General features: G+C 70.9%; 16 protein-coding genes and 1 riboswitch. Of the genes, 7 read left to right on the plus strand and 9 right to left on the minus strand.

Features of this window, described 5'->3' with window-relative positions; genetic code table 11:
• Positions 1 to 5: 5 nt before the first annotated feature.
• The 3 genes from AC067M_RS36805 to recQ all read left to right on the plus strand — a co-directional run bounded on the left by AC067M_RS36805 (position 6) and on the right by recQ (position 5,522).
• A complete protein-coding gene (locus tag AC067M_RS36805; RefSeq protein ID WP_478701366.1) occupies positions 6 to 1,577 on the plus strand; it encodes an NADH-quinone oxidoreductase subunit M in 1,572 nt (523 codons plus the stop codon).
• The gene (nuoN, locus tag AC067M_RS36810; protein WP_478701367.1) at positions 1,574 to 3,223 is read left to right on the plus strand and encodes an NADH-quinone oxidoreductase subunit NuoN; all 1,650 of its coding nucleotides are present in this window, start codon (positions 1,574 to 1,576) and stop codon (positions 3,221 to 3,223) included. Before AC067M_RS36805 ends, nuoN begins: the two co-directional genes overlap by 4 nt.
• Positions 3,224 to 3,521: 298 nt before the next feature.
• Complete coding sequence (recQ, locus tag AC067M_RS36815) at positions 3,522 to 5,522, plus strand: DNA helicase RecQ (RefSeq protein WP_478701397.1); 2,001 nt, start codon at positions 3,522 to 3,524, stop codon at positions 5,520 to 5,522.
• A gap of 27 nt (positions 5,523 to 5,549) precedes the next feature.
• Here recQ and AC067M_RS36820 read toward each other — a convergent pair whose 3' ends face one another.
• From AC067M_RS36820 to fahA, 8 genes are all read right to left on the minus strand, one after another.
• Entirely contained in the window at positions 5,550 to 8,420 is a 2,871-nt protein-coding gene (locus AC067M_RS36820) for a fumarate reductase/succinate dehydrogenase flavoprotein subunit (protein WP_478701368.1), read from the minus strand.
• 23 nt (positions 8,421 to 8,443) lie between these two features.
• Complete coding sequence (locus AC067M_RS36825; protein ID WP_478701369.1) at positions 8,444 to 9,241, minus strand: ABC transporter ATP-binding protein; 798 nt, start codon at positions 9,239 to 9,241, stop codon at positions 8,444 to 8,446.
• Positions 9,225 to 10,118 (minus strand): ABC transporter permease, encoded by an 894-nt coding sequence (locus AC067M_RS36830; protein WP_478701370.1) that lies wholly within the window; start codon positions 10,116 to 10,118, stop codon positions 9,225 to 9,227. Before AC067M_RS36830 ends, AC067M_RS36825 begins: the two co-directional genes overlap by 17 nt.
• The gene (locus AC067M_RS36835) at positions 10,115 to 11,458 is read right to left on the minus strand and encodes an ABC transporter substrate-binding protein (RefSeq protein WP_478701371.1); all 1,344 of its coding nucleotides are present in this window, start codon (positions 11,456 to 11,458) and stop codon (positions 10,115 to 10,117) included. The genes AC067M_RS36830 and AC067M_RS36835 overlap by 4 nt, the downstream gene beginning before the upstream one ends.
• A 14-nt stretch (positions 11,459 to 11,472) precedes the next feature.
• Positions 11,473 to 11,700 (minus strand): 4Fe-4S dicluster domain-containing protein, encoded by a 228-nt coding sequence (locus AC067M_RS36840; protein WP_478701372.1) that lies wholly within the window; start codon positions 11,698 to 11,700, stop codon positions 11,473 to 11,475.
• 109 nt (positions 11,701 to 11,809) lie between these two features.
• Positions 11,810 to 12,598 carry a GntR family transcriptional regulator gene (locus tag AC067M_RS36845; RefSeq protein WP_478701373.1) on the minus strand — a complete coding sequence of 263 codons (789 nt, stop codon included), beginning with the start codon at positions 12,596 to 12,598 and terminating at the stop codon, positions 11,810 to 11,812.
• A 205-nt stretch (positions 12,599 to 12,803) separates the two neighbouring features.
• Positions 12,804 to 13,742, minus strand: a complete 939-nt coding sequence (locus tag AC067M_RS36850; protein WP_478701374.1) for a M56 family metallopeptidase — start codon at positions 13,740 to 13,742, stop codon at positions 12,804 to 12,806.
• 488 nt (positions 13,743 to 14,230) lie between these two features.
• Positions 14,231 to 15,466: a fumarylacetoacetase gene (gene fahA, locus AC067M_RS36855; protein ID WP_478701375.1), complete on the minus strand. Its 1,236-nt coding sequence runs from the start codon at positions 15,464 to 15,466 to the stop codon at positions 14,231 to 14,233.
• A gap of 265 nt (positions 15,467 to 15,731) precedes the next feature.
• Between fahA and AC067M_RS36860 the strand changes: the two genes are divergently transcribed.
• The 3 genes from AC067M_RS36860 to AC067M_RS36870 all read left to right on the plus strand — a co-directional run bounded on the left by AC067M_RS36860 (position 15,732) and on the right by AC067M_RS36870 (position 19,177).
• Positions 15,732 to 16,976: a carboxylate--amine ligase gene (locus AC067M_RS36860; RefSeq protein WP_478701398.1), complete on the plus strand. Its 1,245-nt coding sequence runs from the start codon at positions 15,732 to 15,734 to the stop codon at positions 16,974 to 16,976.
• 25 nt (positions 16,977 to 17,001) lie between these two features.
• Positions 17,002 to 18,204, plus strand: a complete 1,203-nt coding sequence (locus AC067M_RS36865; RefSeq protein WP_478701376.1) for an NAD(P)-binding domain-containing protein — start codon at positions 17,002 to 17,004, stop codon at positions 18,202 to 18,204.
• A 142-nt stretch (positions 18,205 to 18,346) separates the two neighbouring features.
• Complete coding sequence (locus AC067M_RS36870) at positions 18,347 to 19,177, plus strand: HAD family hydrolase (RefSeq protein WP_478701377.1); 831 nt, start codon at positions 18,347 to 18,349, stop codon at positions 19,175 to 19,177.
• Positions 19,178 to 19,207: 30 nt separating this feature from the next.
• On the opposite strand, the gene AC067M_RS36875 is transcribed toward AC067M_RS36870, so the two are convergent.
• Positions 19,208 to 19,738, minus strand: a complete 531-nt coding sequence (locus AC067M_RS36875) for a transglycosylase SLT domain-containing protein (RefSeq protein WP_478701378.1) — start codon at positions 19,736 to 19,738, stop codon at positions 19,208 to 19,210.
• A gap of 2 nt (positions 19,739 to 19,740) precedes the next feature.
• A riboswitch (cyclic di-AMP (ydaO/yuaA leader) is annotated at positions 19,741 to 19,906 on the minus strand.
• Positions 19,907 to 20,468: 562 nt separating this feature from the next.
• On the opposite strand from AC067M_RS36875, the gene AC067M_RS36880 reads away from it, so the two are divergent.
• The gene (locus AC067M_RS36880; protein WP_478701379.1) at positions 20,469 to 21,479 is read left to right on the plus strand and encodes a polyprenyl synthetase family protein; all 1,011 of its coding nucleotides are present in this window, start codon (positions 20,469 to 20,471) and stop codon (positions 21,477 to 21,479) included.
• Positions 21,480 to 21,566 lie beyond the last annotated feature (87 nt).

The following is a 21,566-nucleotide window of genomic DNA, read 5'->3' on the forward strand; positions in this document are numbered from 1 at the left end:
TACCGATGTCCTTTCCCCTTCTGACAGCGACGGCGGCGCTCCCGGCCATCGGGGCCATCGCCACAGCCGCCGTACCGGCCCCCCGGCGCAACGCCGCCAAACTGCTGGCGCTGCTCGTCTCGCTCGCCACACTCGCACTGGCGATCACCATCCTGGTCCGCTTCGACCCCGACGGCGACCGCTACCAGCTCACCGAATCGCATGCCTGGATCAAGGACTTCGGGGTCCGGTACGAGCTGGGTGTGGACGGCATCGCGGTGGCGCTCATCGCGCTGACCGCCCTCCTGATCCCGTTCATCATCCTGGCGGGCTGGCACGACGCCGACCCGCTGGAGACCGGAAGCCGCCGCTGGCGGCCGACGCAGGGCTTCTTCGCCCTGATCCTGGCCGTCGAGGCGATGGTGATCCTCTCCTTCGAGGCCACCGACGTCTTCCTCTTCTACATCTTCTTCGAAGCCATGCTGATCCCGATGTACTTCCTCATCGGCGGCTTCGGGGACCGTGCCCACGAGCACGGAGAGAAGGCGGCTTCCACGCAACGGTCGTACGCGGCCGTGAAGTTCCTGCTGTACAACCTGGTCGGCGGGCTGATCATGCTGGCCGCGGTGATCGGGCTGTACGTGGTCGCTGGGAACTTCTCCCTCCAGGAGATCGCCGAGGCGCGGGCCAACGGCACGCTCGACATGGCGACCAACACCGAACGCTGGCTGTTCCTGGGCTTCTTCTTCGCGTTCGCGGTGAAGGCACCGCTGTGGCCGCTGCACACCTGGCTGCCCAACGCCATGCAGGAGTGCACCGCTCCGGTGGCCGTGCTCATCACGGCGGTCGTCGACAAGGTGGGCACCTTCGCCATGCTCCGCTACTGCCTCCAGCTCTTCCCGGAGGCGTCGAAGTGGGCGACGCCCGTCATCCTCGTACTGGCGCTGATCAGCATCATCTACGGGGCCCTGGTCGCCGTCGGCCAGCGGGACATCAAGCGGCTGGTGGCGTACGCGTCGGTCTCGCACTTCGGCTTCATCATCATGGGCATCTTCGCGATGACCAGCCAGGGCCAGTCCGGCGCCACGCTGTACATGGTCAACCACGGGATCTCGACGGCGGCGCTGATGCTGGTCGCCGGCTTCCTGATCTCTCGGCGCGGCTCGCGGCTCATCGCCGACTACGGCGGTGTGCAGAAGGTCGCCCCGGTGCTCGCCGGCACCTTCCTGATCGGCGGCCTGGCGACCCTGTCACTGCCGGGACTCGCGCCGTTCGTGAGCGAGTTCCTGGTCCTGGTCGGCACGTTCGCCAGGTACCCGGCGATCGGCATCATCGCCACCTTCGGCATCGTGCTCGCCGCGCTCTACACCCTCGTCCTCTACCAGAGGACGATGACGGGCCCGGTGAAACCGGAGGTCGCCGCGATGCCCGACCTGAGGGCGCGTGAACTGCTGGTCGTCGCCCCGCTGGTCGTGCTGCTGATCTTCCTGGGCGTCTACCCGAAGCCCGTCACGGACATCGTCAACCCGGCGGTCAAACAGACTCTGTCCGACGTACAGAAGAAGGACCCCCAGCCCGAGGTGGAGGCGGCCAAGTGAGCGCAGTAGCCGTCCACAGCCTGTGGACAACCGCGGCCGACCCGATCTCGAAGATCGAGGCGCCGAAGATCGAATACGGGCAGCTGTCGCCCACCCTGATCGTCGTGGGCGCGGCGATCGTCGGGGTGCTGGTCGAGGCGTTCGTCCCGCGCAAGTCCCGCTACTACGTCCAGATGTTCGTGTCCGTCGTCGCCCTCGTCGCCGCGTTCGCCGCGGTCGTCGCGCTCGCGGCCGACGGGTACGGCACGACGAAGGCCCGCATCGCCGCGATGGGCGCCATCGCGGTCGACGGGCCGGCTCTCTTCCTGCAGGGCACGATCCTGCTGGCCGCCCTGGTCGGCCTGTTCACCTTCGCCGAGCGGCGGCTCGACCCGGAGACGCACGGCAACCGCGTCGACTCCTTCGCCGCGCAGGCCGCGTCGGTGCCGGGCAGCGACAGCGAGAAGGCCGCGGTGAAGGCCGGGTTCACCACGACCGAGGTCTTTCCGCTGCTGCTGTTCGCGGTCGCCGGCATGCTGATCTTCCCGTCGGCCAACGATCTGCTGACGCTCTTCGTAGCCCTGGAAGTCTTCTCGTTGCCGCTGTACCTGCTGTGCGCGCTGGCCCGCCGCAAGCGGCTGATGTCGCAGGAGGCCGCGGTCAAGTACTTCCTGCTCGGCGCGTTCGCCTCCGCGTTCACCCTGTTCGGCATCGCCCTGCTGTACGGGTACGCGGGCTCCGTGTCGTACGCGAGGATCGCGCAGGTCGTCGACGGCACGGCGAAGGACATCGACCCGGCGCTCGCGGGCACCATGGGCAACGACGCGCTGCTGCTCGTCGGCGCCGCGATGCTCGTGATGGGCCTGCTGTTCAAGGTGGGCGCGGTGCCGTTCCACATGTGGACCCCCGACGTGTACCAGGGCGCGCCGACGCCGGTGACCGGCTTCATGGCGGCGGCGACGAAGGTGGCCGCGTTCGGTGCCCTGCTGCGGGTGCTGTACGTGGTGCTGCCGGGCCTGCGCTGGGACTGGCGGCCCGTCATGTGGGGCGTCGCGATCGTCACCATGCTGGGTGGTGCGATCGTCGCGATCACGCAGACCGACATCAAGCGGCTGCTGGCGTACTCGTCGATCGCGCACGCGGGATTCATCCTCGCGGGTGTCATCGCGACCACGCCCGACGGCGTGTCCTCGGTGCTGTTCTACCTGGCGGCGTACTCGTTCGTGACGATCGGCGCGTTCGCCGTGGTGACCCTGGTGCGTGACGCCGGAGGTGAGGCGACCCACCTGTCGAAGTGGGCGGGGCTCGGCCGGCGTTCGCCGCTGGTCGCGGCCGTGTTCGCGGTGTTCCTGCTGGCCTTCGCGGGCATTCCGCTCACCTCCGGCTTCGCTGGGAAGTTCGCCGTGTTCAAGGCGGCGGCGGAGGGCGGTGCGGGCCCGCTGGTCGTGGTCGGTGTGATCTCGTCGGCGATCGCGGCGTTCTTCTACATCCGCGTGATCGTGCTGATGTTCTTCAGCGAGCCGCGGCCCGAGGGCCCGACGGTCGCCGTGCCCTCGCCGCTGACGATGACGGCGATCGGCGTGGGCGTCGCGGTGACACTGGTGCTGGGTGTGGCGCCGCAGTACTTCCTGGACCTGGCGAGTCAGGCAGGGGTGTTCGTGCGCTGACCCGCGCGCGACGCGGGCGTGGGCCCCGGTTCCCTCGTGGGAGCCGGGGCTTTCGCGTGTTGACGTAGTGGTAGCCGAGGCCGCGCCGGGTCGGATCGGCGAAGCTGGTTCCGAGCGGGCGTATCCACCCTCGGTGGCGAACGGCTCGTGGGTGGAGTTCCCGGTCGCCAGGTGACGGGGCCCATTGGGCTGAGCACCGTGTGTCACGAGGAGAGCCTGTGGATAACTCGAGGGGCTGTCGGTGCGGACCCCTATCGTGGAGGCAGTGGTCGAGGGACGACGTGCGGGGGACAGGACGATGGCCGGGACGGGCGGGATCAGCGAGATGCCAGAGGTGACCGAGAGCGAAGCGCTCGCCACACTGCACCGGGTTTTCGGGTACGAGGCCTTCCGTGGTGAGCAGGGAGCGATCATCGAGCATGTCGTGGCCGGTGGCGACGCCGTCGTCCTCATGCCGACCGGTGGCGGCAAGTCGCTGTGCTACCAGATCCCGGCCCTGGTCAGACCTGGTACGGGCGTGGTCGTCTCCCCGCTCATCGCGCTGATGCAGGACCAAGTGGACGCGCTGCGGGCGCTCGGTGTGCGCGCCGGCTTCATGAACTCCACGCAGGACTTCGACGAGCGGCGGGTGGTGGAGGCCGAGTTCCTGGCGGGCGAGCTGGACCTGCTCTACCTGGCCCCGGAGCGCCTGCGTCTTGAGTCCGCCCAGGACCTCCTGTCGCGCGGCAAGATCTCGGTCTTCGCCATCGACGAGGCGCACTGCGTGTCCCAGTGGGGCCATGACTTCCGCCCCGACTATCTCGCCCTGTCCGTGCTCGGCGAGCGCTGGCCGGACGTGCCGCGGATCGCGCTCACGGCGACGGCCACGCGCGCGACGCACCAGGAGATCACCCAGCGGCTGAACATGCCGACGGCCCGCCACTTCGAGGCGAGCTTCGACCGGCCCAACATCCAGTACCGGATCGTGCCGAAGGCCGACCCCAAGAAACAACTGCTGAGCTTTCTGCGCGAGGAGCACGCGGGTGACGCGGGCATCGTGTACTGCCTCTCACGCAACTCGGTGGAGAAGACGGCCGAGTTCCTGTCCGGCAAGGGCATCGAGGCGGTGCCGTACCACGCGGGCCTGGACGCGGGCACGCGCGCGGCGCACCAGTCCAGGTTCCTGCGCGAGGAGGGCCTGGTTGTCGTCGCGACCATCGCCTTCGGAATGGGCATCGACAAGCCGGACGTCCGTTTCGTGGCCCACCTCGACCTGCCCAAGTCCGTCGAGGGCTACTACCAGGAGACGGGCCGGGCGGGCCGTGACGGACTGCCGTCCACGGCCTGGATGGCGTACGGCCTCAACGACGTCATACAGCAGCGCAAGCTGATCCAGTCCGGGGAGGGCGACGAGGCGTTCCGTCGCCGGGCCGCCTCGCACCTGGACGCGATGCTGGCGCTGTGCGAGACGGCCCAGTGCCGTCGCGGCCAGCTTCTCGCCTACTTCGGCCAGGACCCCGACGCGCCGGCCTGCGGTAACTGCGACACCTGCCTCACCCCGCCGGAGACCTGGGACGGCACGGTCGCGGCCCAGAAGGTGCTGTCGACGGTGGTGCGGCTGCAGCGGGAGCGGGGGCAGAAGTTCGGTGCGGTGCAGATCGTCGACATCCTGCTGGGCAAGCGGACCGGCAAGGTCATCCAGTTCGACCACGACCAGCTGTCAGTTTTCGGCATCGGCCAGGACCTCGCCGAGGGCGAATGGCGCGGCGTCGTCCGGCAGTTGCTCGCGCAGGGACTGCTTGCGGTCGAGGGGGACTACGGCACGCTGGTGCTGACCGAGGACAGCGGGGCGGTGCTGCGGCGGGAGCGGGAGGTGCCGCTGCGCAAGGAGCCGAAGAAGCCGGTGAACCCGCGGTCGTCCGGGTCGTCCGGTGCGTCGGGCTCGTCGGGCTCTGGCCGGGGCAAGGCCAAGGCCGCCGTGGCCGAGCTGCCTGAGGAACTGATCCCCGCCTTCGAGGCCCTGCGCGCCTGGCGCGCCGAGCAGGCCCGCGAGCAGGGCGTCCCGGCGTACGTCATCTTCCACGACGCGACGCTGCGGGAGATCGTCACGGCCTGGCCGACATCGGTGCGAGGGCTCGGCGGCATCAGCGGGGTCGGGGAGAAGAAGCTCGCGACGTACGGGGAGGGCGTCGTGGCGGTGCTGGCCGGCCTGGGCACGGCACCCGGGTCGACTCCGGCTGGCGGAGACGAACCGAGTGCCGCGGCTGACGACGACTGGCCCGAGACGGACGCGGAACCGGAGCCGGAGGACTGGATATGAAGCCGAGGCCTCAGCGCAGGGGCACCGTCACAGGGCCCGTGCCGCGTACGCCCTGACGTCCGCGTCCGAGTCCGTCGTCGCCGTGGCGAGTGCCGCGCGGGCCTCCTCGGCGGAGGTGTGCCGGGTCAGGGCCAGGACCGCCGCCTTGCGCACGTCGGCGTTCGGGTCGGCGAGCGCCTTGGCGAGTGCCGGGACGGCGACATCGGATGCGGCGGCCGACAGAGCGGTGGCCGCACCGGCACGGACCTGCCAGGCAGGGTCCGTCAGAGCGGCCACGGCCCGTTCGGCCAGCGGGGCCGGGCACCCGGCGGAGGCCAACGCCTCGTAGGCGGCGCCGCGTACGAGGGCGTCGGGGTCGTGGGTGAGGGCTGTGAGGGCGGACAGGACGGCGTCGGTGTCGGGCGCCGCTGAAGGGTGAACCGCGGTACCGGCCCTTGCTGAAGCCTGACGTGCGTCACCGTCCTCCACCGAAGCCCCGCCCGATGCGCCGACCCCGGCCGCCAGCGTCCCCAGCGCCTTGGTGAAGGTGACCCGGACTTCGCGGGACGGGTCCGTGGTGGCCGCCTGGGCCAAGGGGGCGACCGCGTCGACCGAGACGAGGGCGCGGACGGCCTCGATGCGGACGGACGGGTCGGAGTCGGTGAGGGCGGTGGTGAAGAGGGAGGCGTCGCCGAGGCGCAGGGCGCGCAGGACGTCCAGGGCCGTGGCGCGGACGACCGGGTCGGCACCGCCGGACACCGCGGCGGCGAGACGGTCGCGCAGAGCGGGCTCGGGCGGCAGCGTCTCGACGAGTTCGCGCAGGGAGGCCGCCGCGGCGGCGCGGACGCCGGCGTCGGTGTCGGCGAGCGCCGCGGCGAGCGCAGGGCCGGTCCCGGGCGGCACGGTCTCCGTCAGGACGGTGACGGCCGTGCGGCGAACGGCCGGCTCGGGGTCGGTCAAGTAGGAGGTGAGGGCGGAGAGGTCGGGCTCCTCCTCGGCGAGGGCGAGGAGAGCGACAAGGCGGGGTGAGGTCGGTACCTCCACGTCGGCCTCGGAGTGAGCGGTTTCCGCGGGCTCCGCCGCCTCCTGACCCGTCGCCAGCGGAGCCACCGGCGCCACCTCACGCGCCCCGGCCGTGGCCACCTGCTCGGGATGGACCTCGCCGAGGTGACGGGAGGCACCGCCGACCGGAGTGAACTCGTCGATCGGAACCAGATACGGAGCCACGGGTCGGGCCGTGAACTCCATCGCACCGGAGGGGGACTTGTGCAGATCGAGGTGGTGGAACCAGGACGTGTCGTCGCGCTGGGGGTGGTCGAGCCGGTCGTGGTAGAGACCCCAGCGGGACTCGGTGCGGGCCAGGGATGCGCGCGCGGCCATCTCCGCGCAGTCGCGGATGAAGGTGACCTCCGCGCACCGCATCAGCTCGTGCGGGGTGCCCGCGCCCATCGCGGCGATGTCGTCGCGCATCCGTTCGAAGGCCTCCAGGGCCAGGGAGAGGCGGGCGCCGGACTTCGGCGGTGCCACGTAGTCGTTCACGAAGCGGCGCAGCTTGTACTCGACCTGGGTCTGCGGGGGCCCGTCCGGATGGCGCAGCGGGCGGTAGATCAGCTCGTGCGCCTCCCGGAGCTGGTCAGAAGGCAACTCCCCGTCGTACGACCCGTACTGGGAGGCGTCCGCGCCCGCCAGGTCCCCGAACACGAACGCGCCGATCATGTAGTTGTGCGGGACGCAGGCGAGGTCGCCGGCGGCGTACAGGCGGGGGACGGTCGTACGGGCGTGGTCGTCGACGCGTACGCCGGAGGCCGAGTGGCCGCCGCACAGGCCGATCTCCGAGATGTGCATCTCGACGTCGTGGGTGCGGTAGTCGTGGCCCCGGCCGGAGTGGAACGTGCCGCGGGTGGGGCGCTCGGTGGAGTGCAGGATCGACTCCAGGGCCGAGACCGACTCCTCCGGCAGATGGCTCAGCTTCAGGTAGACCGGGCCGCGGTCCGAGGCGACCTCCGCCGCGAACTCGGCCATCATCTGGCCCGACCAGTAGTCGGAGTCGACGAAGCGTTCACCGTGCCGGTTGACCTGGTAGCCGCCGAAGGGGTTGGCGACGTAGGCGCAGGCGGGACCGTTGTAGTCCTTGATCAACGGGTTGATCTGGAAGCACTCGATGCCGGTCAGCTCGGCGCCCGCGTGGTACGCCATGGCGTAACCGTCGCCCGCGTTGGTCGGGTTCTCGTAGGTGCCGTACAGGTAGCCGGAGGCGGGCAGGCCCAGGCGGCCGCAGGCGCCGGTCGCGAGGATCACCGCGCCCGCGCGGACGGTCACGAACTGCCCGGTGCGGGTGTTGAAGCCCGCGGCCCCCACCGCCCGCCGGTCCTCGCCCTCGCCCGCCGTCAGCACGCGTACCGGCATCACCCGGTTCTCGATCCGGATCCGCTCCCGCATCTCGCGCCGCCGCAGCTGCCGGTACAGAACCTTCTTGACGTCCTTGCCCTCCGGCATCGGCAGCACGTAGGAGCCGGAGCGGTGGACCTGGCGGACCGCGTACTCGCCGTGCTCGTCCTTCTCGAACTTCACGCCGTACGACTCCAGCCGCTGCACCATGGCGAAGCCACGGGTGGCGGTCTGGCGGACGGTGGACTGGTCGACGATGCCGTCGTTGGCGCGGGTGATCTCGGCGACGTAGTCGTCGGGCTCGGCGCGGCCGGGGATGACCGCGTTGTTGACGCCGTCCATGCCCATGGCGAGCGCGCCGGAGTGACGGACGTGGGCCTTCTCGAGGAGCAGCACGTTCGCGCCGTGCTCGGCGGCGGTGAGGGCCGCCATGGTGCCGGCGGTGCCGCCGCCGATGACGAGGACGTCGCAGGTCAGTTCCTCGGCGTCGGCGAGGGCGGGGATCTGCAGGGGGGTGTCCGGGGTAGCCACCAGGATGCCTTTCACGTGCCGTGTCACGTACCGAAGGAAGTCAGGACGTCGCGCCGCAATGCCACACGCGCGGGGTCGTCGTGCGCTGTGCGCTCCCGCGGGCGCGGTACGTCCCGTACGGCGAGGAGGCCGCCCGCGCCGAGGAGGGCCACGCGGTCGCCCAGGAACAGCGCCTCGTCCACGTCATGGGTGACGAAGACGACGGTCGCGCCGGTGCCGCGCAACACGTCCACCAGCAGGTCCTGCATGCCGGCGCGGGTCTGTGCGTCGAGCGCGCCGAACGGTTCGTCCATGAGGACGGCGCGCGGTTGTCCGGCCAGGGCGCGGGCCAGTTGGGCGCGCTGGCGCTGGCCACCGGAGACGCGGTGCGGCAACTGGCGGGCGTGCTCGGCGAGTCCGACCCGGTCCAGCCACGCCTCGGCCTGGGCGCGTCGCTCGGAGCGTGCCACACCCCGGATGGCCAGCGGGAGTTCCACGTTGGCGCGCAGGGTGCGCCAGGGGAGGAGGGCGTCCTCCTGGAAGATCAGGGCGCGGTCGCCGGAGGGGCCGGGCAGAGGGCTCCCGTCCTGGGTGATCTCCCCGGCCAGCGGGGACAGCAGGCCTGCCAGGGTGCGCAGAAGGGTGGACTTGCCGCAGCCCGAGGGGCCGACGACGGTGAGGATCTCGCCGCGGGCGACGTCCAGATCGACGTCGGCCAGGACGGGAGCGTCCGGGCGGCCCAGGGTGGCGGCGCGGAGCGTTAGGCGGGTGCCGTGCGCGGGAGCCTCCGATGCACTCGCCGCCTTGGCAGGGGTTGTCCGCGTCTCAGACGAGGTGCTCATCGCGTGCCTCCTCGGCCTCGGGTGCGGGGGTGGGGGTGGGCTTCGGCTGAGTGGGCGCGACGGTTCGGGCCCGGGCGCCGGGCACGTACGAGGTGCGGGGCAGCCAGCGGGTCAGCCGGCGGCCCAGGAGTTCCACGGCCGTGGAGGTGAGCCAGCCGAGCACGCCGATGGTGACCATGCCGACGAACACGCCCGGGTAGTTGACGATCGTGTAGTCCTGCCAGGTGCGGTACCCGACGCCGTACTGGCCGGAGATCATCTCGGCGGAGATCACACAGATCCACGAGACGCCGATGCCGACCGACAGACCGCCGAAGATGCCGGGCAGGGCGCCCGGCAGGATCACAGAGCCGAGAATCCGCCACCGGCCGCCGCCCATGGTGCGCACCGCCTCCTCCCACACGGGGGTCAGGGCGCGGACCGCGTGCCGGGTGGAGACCAGCACGGGAAAGAAGGCGGCGGTGAAGGTGATGAAGACGATGCCCTGTTCGTTGGAGGGGAAGAGGAGGATCGCGACGGGGACCAGGGCGATCGCCGGGATGGGACGGACGACTTCCAGGATCGGGCCGAGCAGGTCCTCGGCGAGCCGCGAGCGCGCCACGAGCACACCCGTGGCCACGCCCAGCACGGCGGCGAGCAGGAAGCCGGTGACGATGCGGGTGAGGCTGTCGGTGAGGTCCGTCCAGTAGTCCGGCCCGGACAGACGGTCGGCGAAGGCGCGGGCGACGTCGGTGACCGTGGGGAACTGCGAGAAGCGCAGCCAGAGGTCGACGTCCAGGCTGGTCAACACCTGCCAGAGGCCGAGGGCGGCGGCGAGGGCGGTCGCCCGCAGCGCGTACCGGCCGACCGGCCGCCGGTACAGGGGCGCCCCGGTCATGAGGCACGCCCCAGAGCGTCGTCGTACGTGATGACGCGTGCCCCGCCGTGGCCGGCGACGTATGCCTGGGCGGTCGCCGGGGCGACGAACGGCAGCAGCTGTTCGCCGTCGGCCACCCACACCGCCTTGTCGGCGAACCAGAGGGTGCCGGTGGTGGCGTCGGGGACGTAGGCCGCGCGGATGCCGGCACGGTGCTTGGCGACATAGCCGAGCAGTTCGGCGGGCGTCTTGAAGGTTTGCGTCTGTGCGGCGCCCTTCGGCCACACCTCGCTCGCCGCCGGCAGGGGCGAGGAGGCGAGTTGCTTGGCGTACGACGAGCCGAGGGCCTTCTTGACGTACTGGTCGTCGACGAAGGAATCCACGTCCACGTCGCCGGTCAGCTTGGCCGCCTTCAGGACGGAAACGTCCTCCTTCAGGGCGGAGACGAGCTGCGGCTTGACGGCCGGGTCGAAGGTGGAGATGCCGTGGGCCCCGTTGTAGAGGTAGACGACCTCGGCGGGCAGGCCGGTGGCCTTCGCGACCTTCTCGGCGGCGTCCACGGGATGGTCGTTGAGGTAGTCGGTCGCCTCCGCCTGGGCCTTCAGGAACGCCTCAAGGACGGCTGGGCGCTTCTTCGCGAAGTCCTCGCGGGCGGTGACGCCGTGGAAGGTCGGCAGGTCGAGCTGGGCACCGTCGTAGAGGGCCTGGGCCTTGCCCTGGAAGGCGAGCAGGCCGGGCCAGGCGACGAACTGGGAGAGCGCGTCCACGCTGCCTCCCGCGAGGGCTGAGGCGCCCACCGCGGGCTGCTGGTTGAGCTTCTCGATGCCCTTCTCCGGGTCGATGCCGGCGCGCTGCAGGGCTCGCACAAGGGTGCCGTCGGCGGCGGAGCCGACGCTCGTCGAGACCTTCTTGCCCTTGAGGTCCTTGAGGGAGGTGAGCTTGGAGCCGGGCGCGGTGACGATGGTGTTGAGGCCGCCGCGGAGGTTGTAGCCGGTGACCGAGACCAGGTGGGTGGGGCGGCCGAGCTGCTTGCCCCGGGCCGCGTTGATGAGCAGCGGGAAGTCACCCATCGAGCCGATGTCGATCTTCCCGGCGGTCATCTCGGCGGTGATGGGGGCGCCGGTGGCGTAGTCCTGCCAGGCGACCTTGTAGGTGTGGCCGTCGTGCAGGGCGTTGAGCTGCTTCTCGAAGTAGCCCAGCGAGCGGAGCAGGGTGCCCGCCGTGACGGTGTTGATGGTCTTGGACTGGTAGCCGACGGTCACCGTGACTGTGGAGCCGTCGTCTCCGGCCGCCGCGTTGCCGCCGCAGGCGGTGAGAGGCAGGACCAGGAGGGAGGCAGCGAGGAGTGCTTTGTGCTTCATGGGGTTGGGGCCTCTCACCGGAGCAGATAGGGCATGTTGACCATGACGGCTCCGGTGGGACAGCGGGCCGCGCACGGGCCGCAGTACCAGCACTCGTCGACGTGCATGTACGCCTTGCCGTTGTTCTCGTCGATGGCGAGGGAGTCCAGCGGACACATGTCCACGCAGAGCGTGCAGCCGTCGATGCACTTCGACTCGTCGATGGTCACGGGCACGTCGGCCCGCTGGGGCACCAAGGGCATGGCTGTCTCCAGAGATTTCCTGAGATTTCCCGCGCAGCAGTGAACCGGTGAGGTCGTGCCGAACGATGAAGGGGTGAAGGCGGGACGGAGGTGACGAGCGAAGGGGGTGTCAGCAGGAGCGGTGCAGCAGACCGCTCATCGTGATGCGGTCGCCGCGGAAGCGGATGAACTCCAGGTCGACGGGGCGGCCGTCGGCGAGGTGGGTGAGGCGTTCCAGCATCAGGACCGCCGCACCGCGCGGGGCCTCGAGTACGGCGGCGGAGTTGGCGTCCGCGTTCACCGCCTCCAGGGTGATCTCGGCGTGGCCGAGGGGCCGGCCGGTGATGGATTCCAGGAGGCGGAAGACATCGGTGTTCTCGAGGTCGCAGTCGAGGAGGGCGGTGCCGATGTCGAGGGGGACGTAGGTGAGGTCGAGCGAGAGGGGGAGACCGTTCAGGCGGCGCAGACGTTCGATGTAGAGGACGTCGGCACCGGCCGGGACACGGAGGCGGTCGGCCACCGGTGCGGGTGCGGGGACGGGGCCCATGGTGCGGACCTCGTTGGTGACGTTGCCGTGCTCGCGCAGGGTTTCCGCGAGGCCCATCAGTCGGTCGAGGCCGTGGGGGTACTTCTGGGCCACGACCACCGTGCCGACGCCGGGTTGGCGTTCCACGAGCCCCTCCGCGCGGAGGAGGTCGAGGGCCTGGCGGACGGTGTTGCGGGAGGCGCGGTAGTCGGTGGCGAGGATGGTCTCGTGCGGCAGGGTGCCGGCCGTGAAGCCGCCGGTGAGGATCTGGTGGCGGAGGAGGTCGGCGAGTTGCCGTGCCTGATCGGCGCGCAGCCGACGCCGCGCACGGTGGGCGGCGACGGTGGTCGCGCCCTGGCCGGCGTGGTCTCGGATGCGGTCGGTGGGCGGCATGCCGGAACCATACCGACCCGGTAGGGATAGTGGTGTTGCGGAAGTGTTGCGCCAGTCTTCGAAGCGTCAGGTAACGAGCTGACCTGCTGTTTCTCTGGCCGGGCGGCAAGATCTGCCACCTGCCACCTGCCACCTGCCACCTGCCGCCTGCCGCCCCTCGCGCCCGCCCCACCGCGCCCGCCCCTGCGCGCCGCCGCCGACCGCTCTATCCCAGCGCCGTGAGCCCGGGGGCGAAGGTGATGAGCAGGGGCAGCAACGGCACCAGCGCCGCCACCGTCGTCGTCAGGGCCCGATTCCTGCGGCCCAGGCGTGGGGGCGGTTCGAGGAGGCGGTCGACGCGTTCGCCGAGGAGGCGGTGGCTGGAGGCGCAGGACAGGACGCCGCGGTGCTGGTTCAGCTCGATCAGGGCCAGAGCCGTCGTCAGGTGGCCGCAGCGGCGGGAGGCCGTGTCGTCGGCGGCGAGTTCGACCAGGCGGTGGGTCTGGTCGCAGAAGTGGGCGAAGAGAGGGATACGGGGGAAGCCGGTGGCAAGGGCCGTGGAGAGGTGCAGGAGCCAGTCGTGGTGGGCGCGGGCGTGGCCGCGCTCATGGGTGAGGACCGCGTCGAGCTGGTGTGCGGTGAGGCGGTGCAGGGCGCCGGTGGTGACGATCAGCTGGGGCGGGTGGCCGGGCAGCCACCAGGCGTCGGGGTACTCGTCCTCCAGCACCAGCAACGGACCACGGGCCGGCCCCAGCCCTGCGGGCAGGTCGGGGGCGCGTTCACGCAGGTGGGCGCGGGCCCTGCCGCGGCGTCGGCGGGCCTCGACCAGCTCACGGGCGAGCATGGCGGTGGTCCACGCGGCACCGCAGGCCAGCAGCAGGGTGAGGGCGGCCGCCCAGGGCGGCGTGGTGGACAGGTCGTACGCCTCGGTGACCGCCGCCGGTGCGGGCGCGAAGACATGGGCGCGGACGGTGTGGAAGACGGCGGCCGCGCCCAGCATCAGGGCGGTCAGGCAGCACAGCAGCACGGTAGCGACCAGGCACTGCCACACCCACAGCGCCACCACGGGTTCCCGCTCCGGCCACACCGCCCGGGTCAGCGCACGCGGGACCGGCACGGCGGCCGTCAGAGCGACGACGCTCAGCAGGAGCAGGCAGACGGTCATGCCACGGGCTCCGGATCCTGGTCGGAAGGCGGGAGGAGTGGGGCACTGCGGGGTACGGGGGTGTGGCTCAGGTGCGCGGGGAGCGCGGCTCATCGCATGGTGGGCGGCCTCGTCCAGGGGTGCCCGCCGCCAGTATGACGGTGGGCGCCCGCGGAGTCAGCCCGATGTGCCGAGGCCTGTCCGGCGGATCATGCCGGAGACGCGCGGCTTGGCACGCCCTCCCCCACGCGCGGCTTGGCACGCCCTCCCCCACGCGCGGCTTGGCACGTCCTCCCTCAAGCTCGGCTTCGCTCGCGCCGGAGGGACCCCCACCCGCGTTGTCGTCGGTCGCCGACTCCTCCCGCGCGGCTTCGCTCGCGCGGGAGGAACCCCCATCGCGTCGACGCCCCCCGCCTTGCAGCTGCACGCACCGAGCCCCGCTCACCCGCGCCGATTCGGCGCCGCAGCTCCCCTCCGACCTGATCCGCCGGACAGGCCCGCGGCCGAGGTCACCCCGGCAGGATCCGCCCCGTGACCTCGCCCAGGCCCACGCGGATGCCGCCAGGGCCGGGGGCCCAGGCCGACAGGGTCACCACGTCGTCGTTCTCCAGGAAGGTGCGCTTGCCGTCGGGGAGTTCGAGGGGGTCGCGGCCGTTCCACGTCAGTTCCAGCAGGGAGCCGCGCTCGCGTTCGGTGGGGCCGCTGACCGTGCCCGAGCCGTAGAGGTCGCCGGTGCGCAGGGAGGCGCCGTTGGCGGTCATGTGGGCGAGTTGCTGGGCGGCCGTCCAGTACATGGTGGAGAAGGGGGGCTCGGAGACGACATGGCCGTTGATGGCGACGGAGATCCGCAGGTCGTAGCCGCCGGGCTCCTCCTGCGAGTCGTCCAGGTACGGCAGCAGCGGATGGGTGCGTTCCGGGGGCGCCACCCGTGCCTCCTCCAGCGCGTCGAGCGGGGTGATCCACGCGGACACCGACGTGGCGAAGGACTTGCCGAGGAACGGGCCGAGGGGGACGTACTCCCAGGCCTGGACGTCCCGAGCGGACCAGTCGTTGAGGAGACACAGCCCGAACACGTGCTCACGGAAGGCGGAGAGTCCCACCGGCTTCCCCCGCTCCGAGGGCATCCCGACCACGAAGCCGACCTCGGCCTCGATGTCCAGACGGACCGACGGGCCGAAGACCGGCTGTGGGTCCGAGGGGGCCTTGCGCTGGCCCGACGGCCGGACGACGTCCGTGCCGGAGACGATCACCGTGCCGGAGCGGCCGTGGTAACCGATGGGCAGGTGCTTCCAGTTCGGGGTCAGGGAGTCCCCGGCGTCCGGGCGGAAGATGTGGCCCACGTTCCGGGCGTGGTTCTCGGAGGCGTAGAAGTCGACGTAGTCGGCCACCTCGAAGGGCAGGTGCAAGGTCACCGAGGACAGGGGGTGGAAAAGGGGCTCGATGACGTCCCGGTGTGAGGGCACCGTGACCCACGCCGTCAGTGCGCGCCGTACGTCCGACCAGGCGGTGCGGCCTGCGGCGAGGAGCGGGTTCAGCGAGGGCTGGGCGAGGAGGGAGGCATACGGCGAGCCGAGCGCGCGTGCGGCCGCGCCCGCGTCGAGGACGTGGTCGCCGAGGCGGACGCCGACCCTGCGGCCGGCCGGGTCGGAGCCGGCGGGGGAGGAGGGGGAAGAGGGGGAGAAGACGCCGTAGGGAAGGTTGTGCGGACCGAAGGGGTCGCCCTCGGGGACGTCGAAGGGGGGCATGGGATGGCTGCCTCACTCTCATCCGGGCCATGCGTGCGATGGATCCCACGAGGTCTCCGGAGGGGTTCCGGAGGGATCCCACGTGGTCGCGCCACACGTTACGGCCGAGTTGCCGACCTTGGGCAGTGTCTAAAGAGTTTGCAATGTCCGAATTGGGCTTGTCGGAGGGGGTAATTCCGGCTTAGCGTCCTTTGGGGGACACGGACGGGGTGGGTCCGGTCCGTGGGGACACGTGGGGGGACCCGTGGCCAGTCATGCCGTCAGTGTGCCGTTCGAACCCGATCGGGACGTGCCGGGCCTGATCGTCAAGTTCGGCGACTACCCGCTGCACCACGGCGGCGTCGGTGCCATCCGCAGCCTGGGCCGGCTGGGGATCCCGATGTATGCGATCGCGGAGGACCGTTACACGCCTGCGGCGGTCTCCCGGTATCTGGAGCGCGCGTACGTGTGGCCTACGACGGGCACCGAGGAACCGGACCGTCTGGTGGACGGGCTGCTGCGGATCGGGCGCCGGATCGGGCGGCCGACCGTTCTCGTGCCCACCGACGAGGAGGCCGCCGTCCTCATCGCCGAACACCAGGACGTCCTCGCGCAGTCGTTCCTCTTCCCGCGCGTCGACCCGGCACTGCCGCGCCGCCTCGCCAGCAAGCAGGGGCTGCACGAACTGTGCGTGGAGCACGGCATACCGAGCCCGGGGGCCGCTTTCCCGCAGTCGTACGACGACATCGTCGCCTTCGCGGAGAAGGCCCGCTTCCCGGTAGTGGCGAAGAACCGCGAGGCGTTCGTACGGCGCGAACGGCCCGCGGTGAACGGCACGACCAGGATCGCCACCCGCGCGGGCCTGCTCGCCCTGGCCCGTGGCTGGGGCGAGCGCCCCGGGGTGATCCTCCAGGAGTACCTGCCCCGGCAGGACGCCGAGGACTGGATCGTGCACGCCTACTTCGACCGGGACTCGACGCCGCTCACGATGTTCACCGGCGTGAAGGTCCGCTCCTGGCCGCCGCACGCGGGCATGACGGCGAACGCGTACGTCGTCGACAACCCGGAACTCGCGGACCTCGCCGCGCGTTTCATCAAACAGATCGGCTTCACCGGGATCATCGACCTGGACCTGCGCTTCGACCGCCGCGACGGGCGGTACAAGCTCCTCGACTTCAACCCGCGCATGGGCGCCCAGTTCCGGCTCTTCGAGAACGAGTCGGGGGTGGACGTGGTCCGCGCCATGCATCTGGATCTGACCGGGCGCACCGTTCCGGAGGGGGAACAGCGAGCCGGCCACCGGTACATCGTGGAGAACATCGACCTGCCCGCCCTCCTCGCCTACCGCCGCGGCGGCTACACGACGCCGCACGCGCCCCGGCGGGCGAGCGGGACGGAGCTGGCCTGGCTGGCGGGTGACGACCTGCGGCCGTTCTTCACGATGCTCGCGCGCTTCGTGCGGCCGGGCGCGAAGCATCTCTATCAGCTGTGGCGGACCAACCGCCGCGGCAGCGGCAATTCCACGAAGTAGGCAAGACGTCCTGGGGAGGGACTTCGTGATCCAACCGGTAGCAGTCATCGGCGCCGGGCCCTTCGGCCTGTCGACCGCGGCCCATCTACGCGCTCGCGGCCTGCCCGTCCGTGTCTTCGGCGACCCCATGGTGAGCTGGCGCGACCACATGCCCGCAGGCATGCTCCTGAAGTCGACCCCGGTGGCCTCCAGCATCGACGCCCCGCAGCACGGCCACACCCTGGTCGACTACTGCGACGCGGCGGGGATACGGCGGCTGGTGACGGACGAGGACATCGTTCCCGTCGAGACCTTCATCGACTACGGGGAGTGGTTCCAGCAGAAGCTGGTGCCCGAACTGGAGCGGGTGCGGGTGGTGTCGGTGGACCGCAGCCCGGCCCAAGGCTTCGAACTGAAGCTGGACTCCGGAGAGCTGTTCACCGCCCGGGCCGTCGTCGTCGCCACCGGCCTGTCCGGGCTGGCCCACCTGCCGCCGGAGCTGGCCACGGCCGCGGCCGACGGACCCGCCCCCGCGGGCCCGGTCTCCCACAGCTCCCAGCACCACGACCTCACCCGCTTCTCCGGCCGGGAGCTGATCGTCGTCGGCGCGGGCCAGTCCGCGCTGGAGACCGCGGTACTGGCGGCGGAGGCGGGCGCGCGGGTCCGCGTGGTCTCGCGCGGACGCGGGCGGGTCGCCTTCGGCGCGCCCCCGTGGCACCAGCCCAGGCTGCGCCCCGAGTCGCCCTTCGGACGCGCCTGGTCGCTGTGGGCGCTGACCTACTACCCGCACCCCTATCGCCACCTGCCGGCCCAGGCCCGCCACTACCTGGTCCGCCGTGTCCTCGGGCCGCTCGGCGCCTGGTGGCTGCGCGACCGGTTCGAGGGCAAGGTGCGGGTCAGCGAGGTGGACCGGGTCGTGCGGGCGGACGCGACGCAGGACGGTACGACGCTGACGGTCACCACGCACGGCGGCCGCACGCAGCGGCTGTCGGCCGACCACGTCGTCGCGGCGACCGGCTACCGCGTCGACCTCGCCGCGATGGACTTCCTCGGCCATGAGCTGCGCACCGAACTCGCGGTGAGCCGTGGCACACCCAAGCTGGGCGCGGGATACGTGTCGTCGGTGCCGGGGCTGTACTTCACGGGGCTGCCGGCCGCGGCGTCGTACGGCCCGGTGATGCGGTTCGTGTGCGGCACGGAGTTCGCCTCACCGAGGCTGGCGCGGCATCTGGCGGCGGCGCACGGCTGAGACGGAGGGACACGAGCACCCCCTGGGGGTGAAAAGCCGATCGCCGCATGGGAGTTGAAAGTGGCGGCTGGGCGGCGATGGGCGCTGTCGCCGTCCGGTTCGCGCTGAGTGGAGGGGGGTGTCCTGTCCGTATTCTCTGATCATGGCCGCACCCACCGCATCTGACGAGCGCACCGCGTACTCACTCATCGCCACCGACCTGGACGGAACGCTGCTGCGCGGCGACGACACCGTCTCCGACCGGTCCTTCGCCGCGCTCGCGCGGGTGGCACGGGCGGGTGCCCAGCACCTCGTCGTCACGGGACGGCCGGCGCCCCGGGTGCGCCCGCTCCTCGACGACCTCGGCAGCGCGGGGCTCGCGGTGTGCGGGCAGGGCGCACAGGTCTACGACGCCGGCGCGGACCGGCTGTTGTGGTCCGTCACCCTGGACCGGGAGTTGGCGGAGACGGCGCTGGAGAAGGTGGAGGCCGAGGTGGGGCAGGTGTACGCCGCGGTAGACCAGGACGGCGTCGAGGGGCTCACGCTCATCGAGCCCGGGTATCTGATGCCCCACCCGACCCTGCCCGCCGTACGGGTCGGTCGGCGCGCAGACCTGTGGTGCGCGCCGATCAGCAAGGTCCTGCTACGCCATCCCGACCTGTCCGACGACGAACTGGCTGCGACGGCGCGCGGAGTGGTCGGCTCCCTCGCGACGGTCACCATGTCGGGACCGGGGACGGTCGAACTCCAGCCGTGCGGCATCACCAAGGCGACCGGCCTGGCGCTGGCCGCCGAGCACCTGGGTCTGAGCCCGGCGGACACGATCGCCTTCGGGGACATGCCCAACGACATCCCCATGTTCGACTGGGCGGCCCGAGGCGTCGCGATGGCCAACGCACACCCCGAACTCAAGGCCGTAGCAGACGAGATCACCACGTCGAACGAGGACGACGGCATCGCCGTCGTCCTCGAAGGACTGTTCCCCGAAGGCTGAGGGGGGCAGGCCTAGGGCCTCTCGTTTGGATCAGGCCGGATCAGGGAGCGGGGTCCGGCCTGATCCAAACAAAAAAGAACAAGCAGGGAACCAAAAGTTGTTGACCGGAAAGTAGCGTGCCGCCGCGTAGTTGCAGGCGGCCGTGATGTTCGCGATCGGGTCGTAGGGGTCGAACGACGTGCCGGGCACGTGGTAGGCCTGGAACGTCGGGTCGATGACCTGGAGCAGGCCCTTGGACGGGGTTCCGGCGGCCGCGTTGGAGTCCCACAGGTTGATGGCGTTGGGGTTGCCGGAGGACTCACGCATGATGTTGCGGTAAATGCCGTCGTAGGAACCGGGGATGCCCCGTTCGGCCATGATGGCGAGCGACGCTCGGATCCAGCCGTCGAGGGTGTTGGGGTAGCCCGTGACGGCAGCGGTCGTCAGGGTCGGGGTGGCGGCGGAGGCACTGGTCGCGCCGATGAGCGGCAGCGCGAGCACGGCGGCGCCGGTGCCGGCGACGGCGAGAGTGCGAACGAGTCGGGACGTGCGGGTGCGGCGGGGCAGGCCGGCAGCGGGCATGGTGAATTCCTCTCCGGCGCCTGCGAGGTGAGCTGTCGGGTTCGGGCTGGGAGGTGCCCGGCCGGGCCGCCGTACGGCGACACGGCTTCACCCCAAGCCGGTCCGGTGCGATGCCCGGCCCGGCGACTTACCTGGGTCCCCCGCTCCTGCCGTACGCGAGTGAGTTCGTCGATGGGTGGCGGCGGGCGGCGGCAGGATGAGGCGTCCGCCCGACAGGCCGGGAACGTATGCGAGAGCACATGTCGGGAACAAGTGGTGGATTGGCGTCTTGCCCTATTGACCTTGGTCTGAGGCGTATCGGGTGCTTGATCCTTTGCGGTTGCCAAGACTCAACTCGGGGGTGGGCAAAGGGGGGAGCTGACATGCGGCGCAGTGTCCGAATAAACCCGCACGTGACCCAATTCACTGCGCACATCTCCTCAGCTCATTTGCCGCCAAGGGGAATTGAGGATCCAATTGCGGCAAATAGGGCACTACGACTCCATGGCTGGATGACGACCGCGAGGTGGGGCATGAATCACTGCTCGCGGGTAAGTCGATGGATGTCCTGTCGTATCGGAAGATCAAAGACATAACGCCTGATTCCATACCGTCCGGACGGTATGGAATGTGGGAGGGCGGGGGGCATCAGTGATCGAAAGGTGACCGGATACGCTGACTTGAGTGATGGCAGCGACCTATCGACAAACCATGTAAGCGCCGGTAGACACCAGCAGACAGGAGACCCCTCGTGACCGTCGTCGGGCCGTTCGGGCTGAGCGTGCGGGACCAGGCTCTGGAAGCCGATGTCCAGGCCGGAATGGCGGCCGTCGAGGAAGGTTTGCTCGAAGCCACCAAGAGCGAGGTCCCGTTCATTACGGAGGCCGCGCAGCACCTCGTACGAGCGGGCGGGAAGCGTTTTCGGCCACTTCTTGTGATGCTCGCGGCGCAGTTCGGTGACCCGTACGCGCCGGGGATCGTGCCGTCGGCGGTGGTGGTGGAGCTGACCCACCTCGCCACGCTGTACCACGATGACGTGATGGACGAGGCCGAGGTGCGGCGCGGAGTGGACAGCGCGAACACGCGCTGGGGCAACTCCGTCGCGGTCCTCACCGGCGACTTCCTGTTCGCGCGGGCCTCGCACATCCTGGCCGACCTGGGGCCGGAGGCGGTGCGGGTCCAGGCGGAGGCGTTCGAGCGGCTGGTCACGGGCCAGATCCTGGAGACGGCGGGCCCCACGGACGGGCGCGACCCGGTCGAGCACTACCTGGACGTGCTGGGTGGCAAGACCGGCTCGCTCGTCGCGGTGTCGTGCCGCTTCGGGGCGATGATGTCCGGCGCCGACGAGACCGTGGTCGACGTCCTGACGCAGTACGGCGAGCGGCTGGGGGTCGCCTTCCAGCTCGCGGACGACGTGCTGGACATCGCCTCCGACTCCCACGAGTCGGGCAAGACGCCGGGGACGGACCTGCGCGAGGGCATCCCGACCCTTCCGGTGCTGCGGCTGCGCGAGCGGGCGGCCCGGCTCGGGCTGGCCGAGGACATCGCCCTGTGCGAGCTGTTGGACTCCGACCTGACCGACGACGCCCGGCACGCCGAGGCGCTGGCGGCCCTGCGCGCGCACCCCGCGCTGGAGCAGGCGCGGCAGGATGCGATCCGGTACGCCAAGGAGGCCCGGGCCGCGCTGGCACCGCTGAAGGAGTGCGATGCGAAGGTCGCGCTGATGGAGTTGTGCGACGCGGTGGTGCACCGGGCCGGCTAGGCCCCCTGTGCCCCCTGCGTCCCGTGCATCCTTCCCTGTGTCCCCTGTACCCCGTACATCCCGTACATCCCCTACGTCCCAGTACGT

Source organism: Streptomyces sp. NPDC043427 (genome assembly GCF_056436655.1).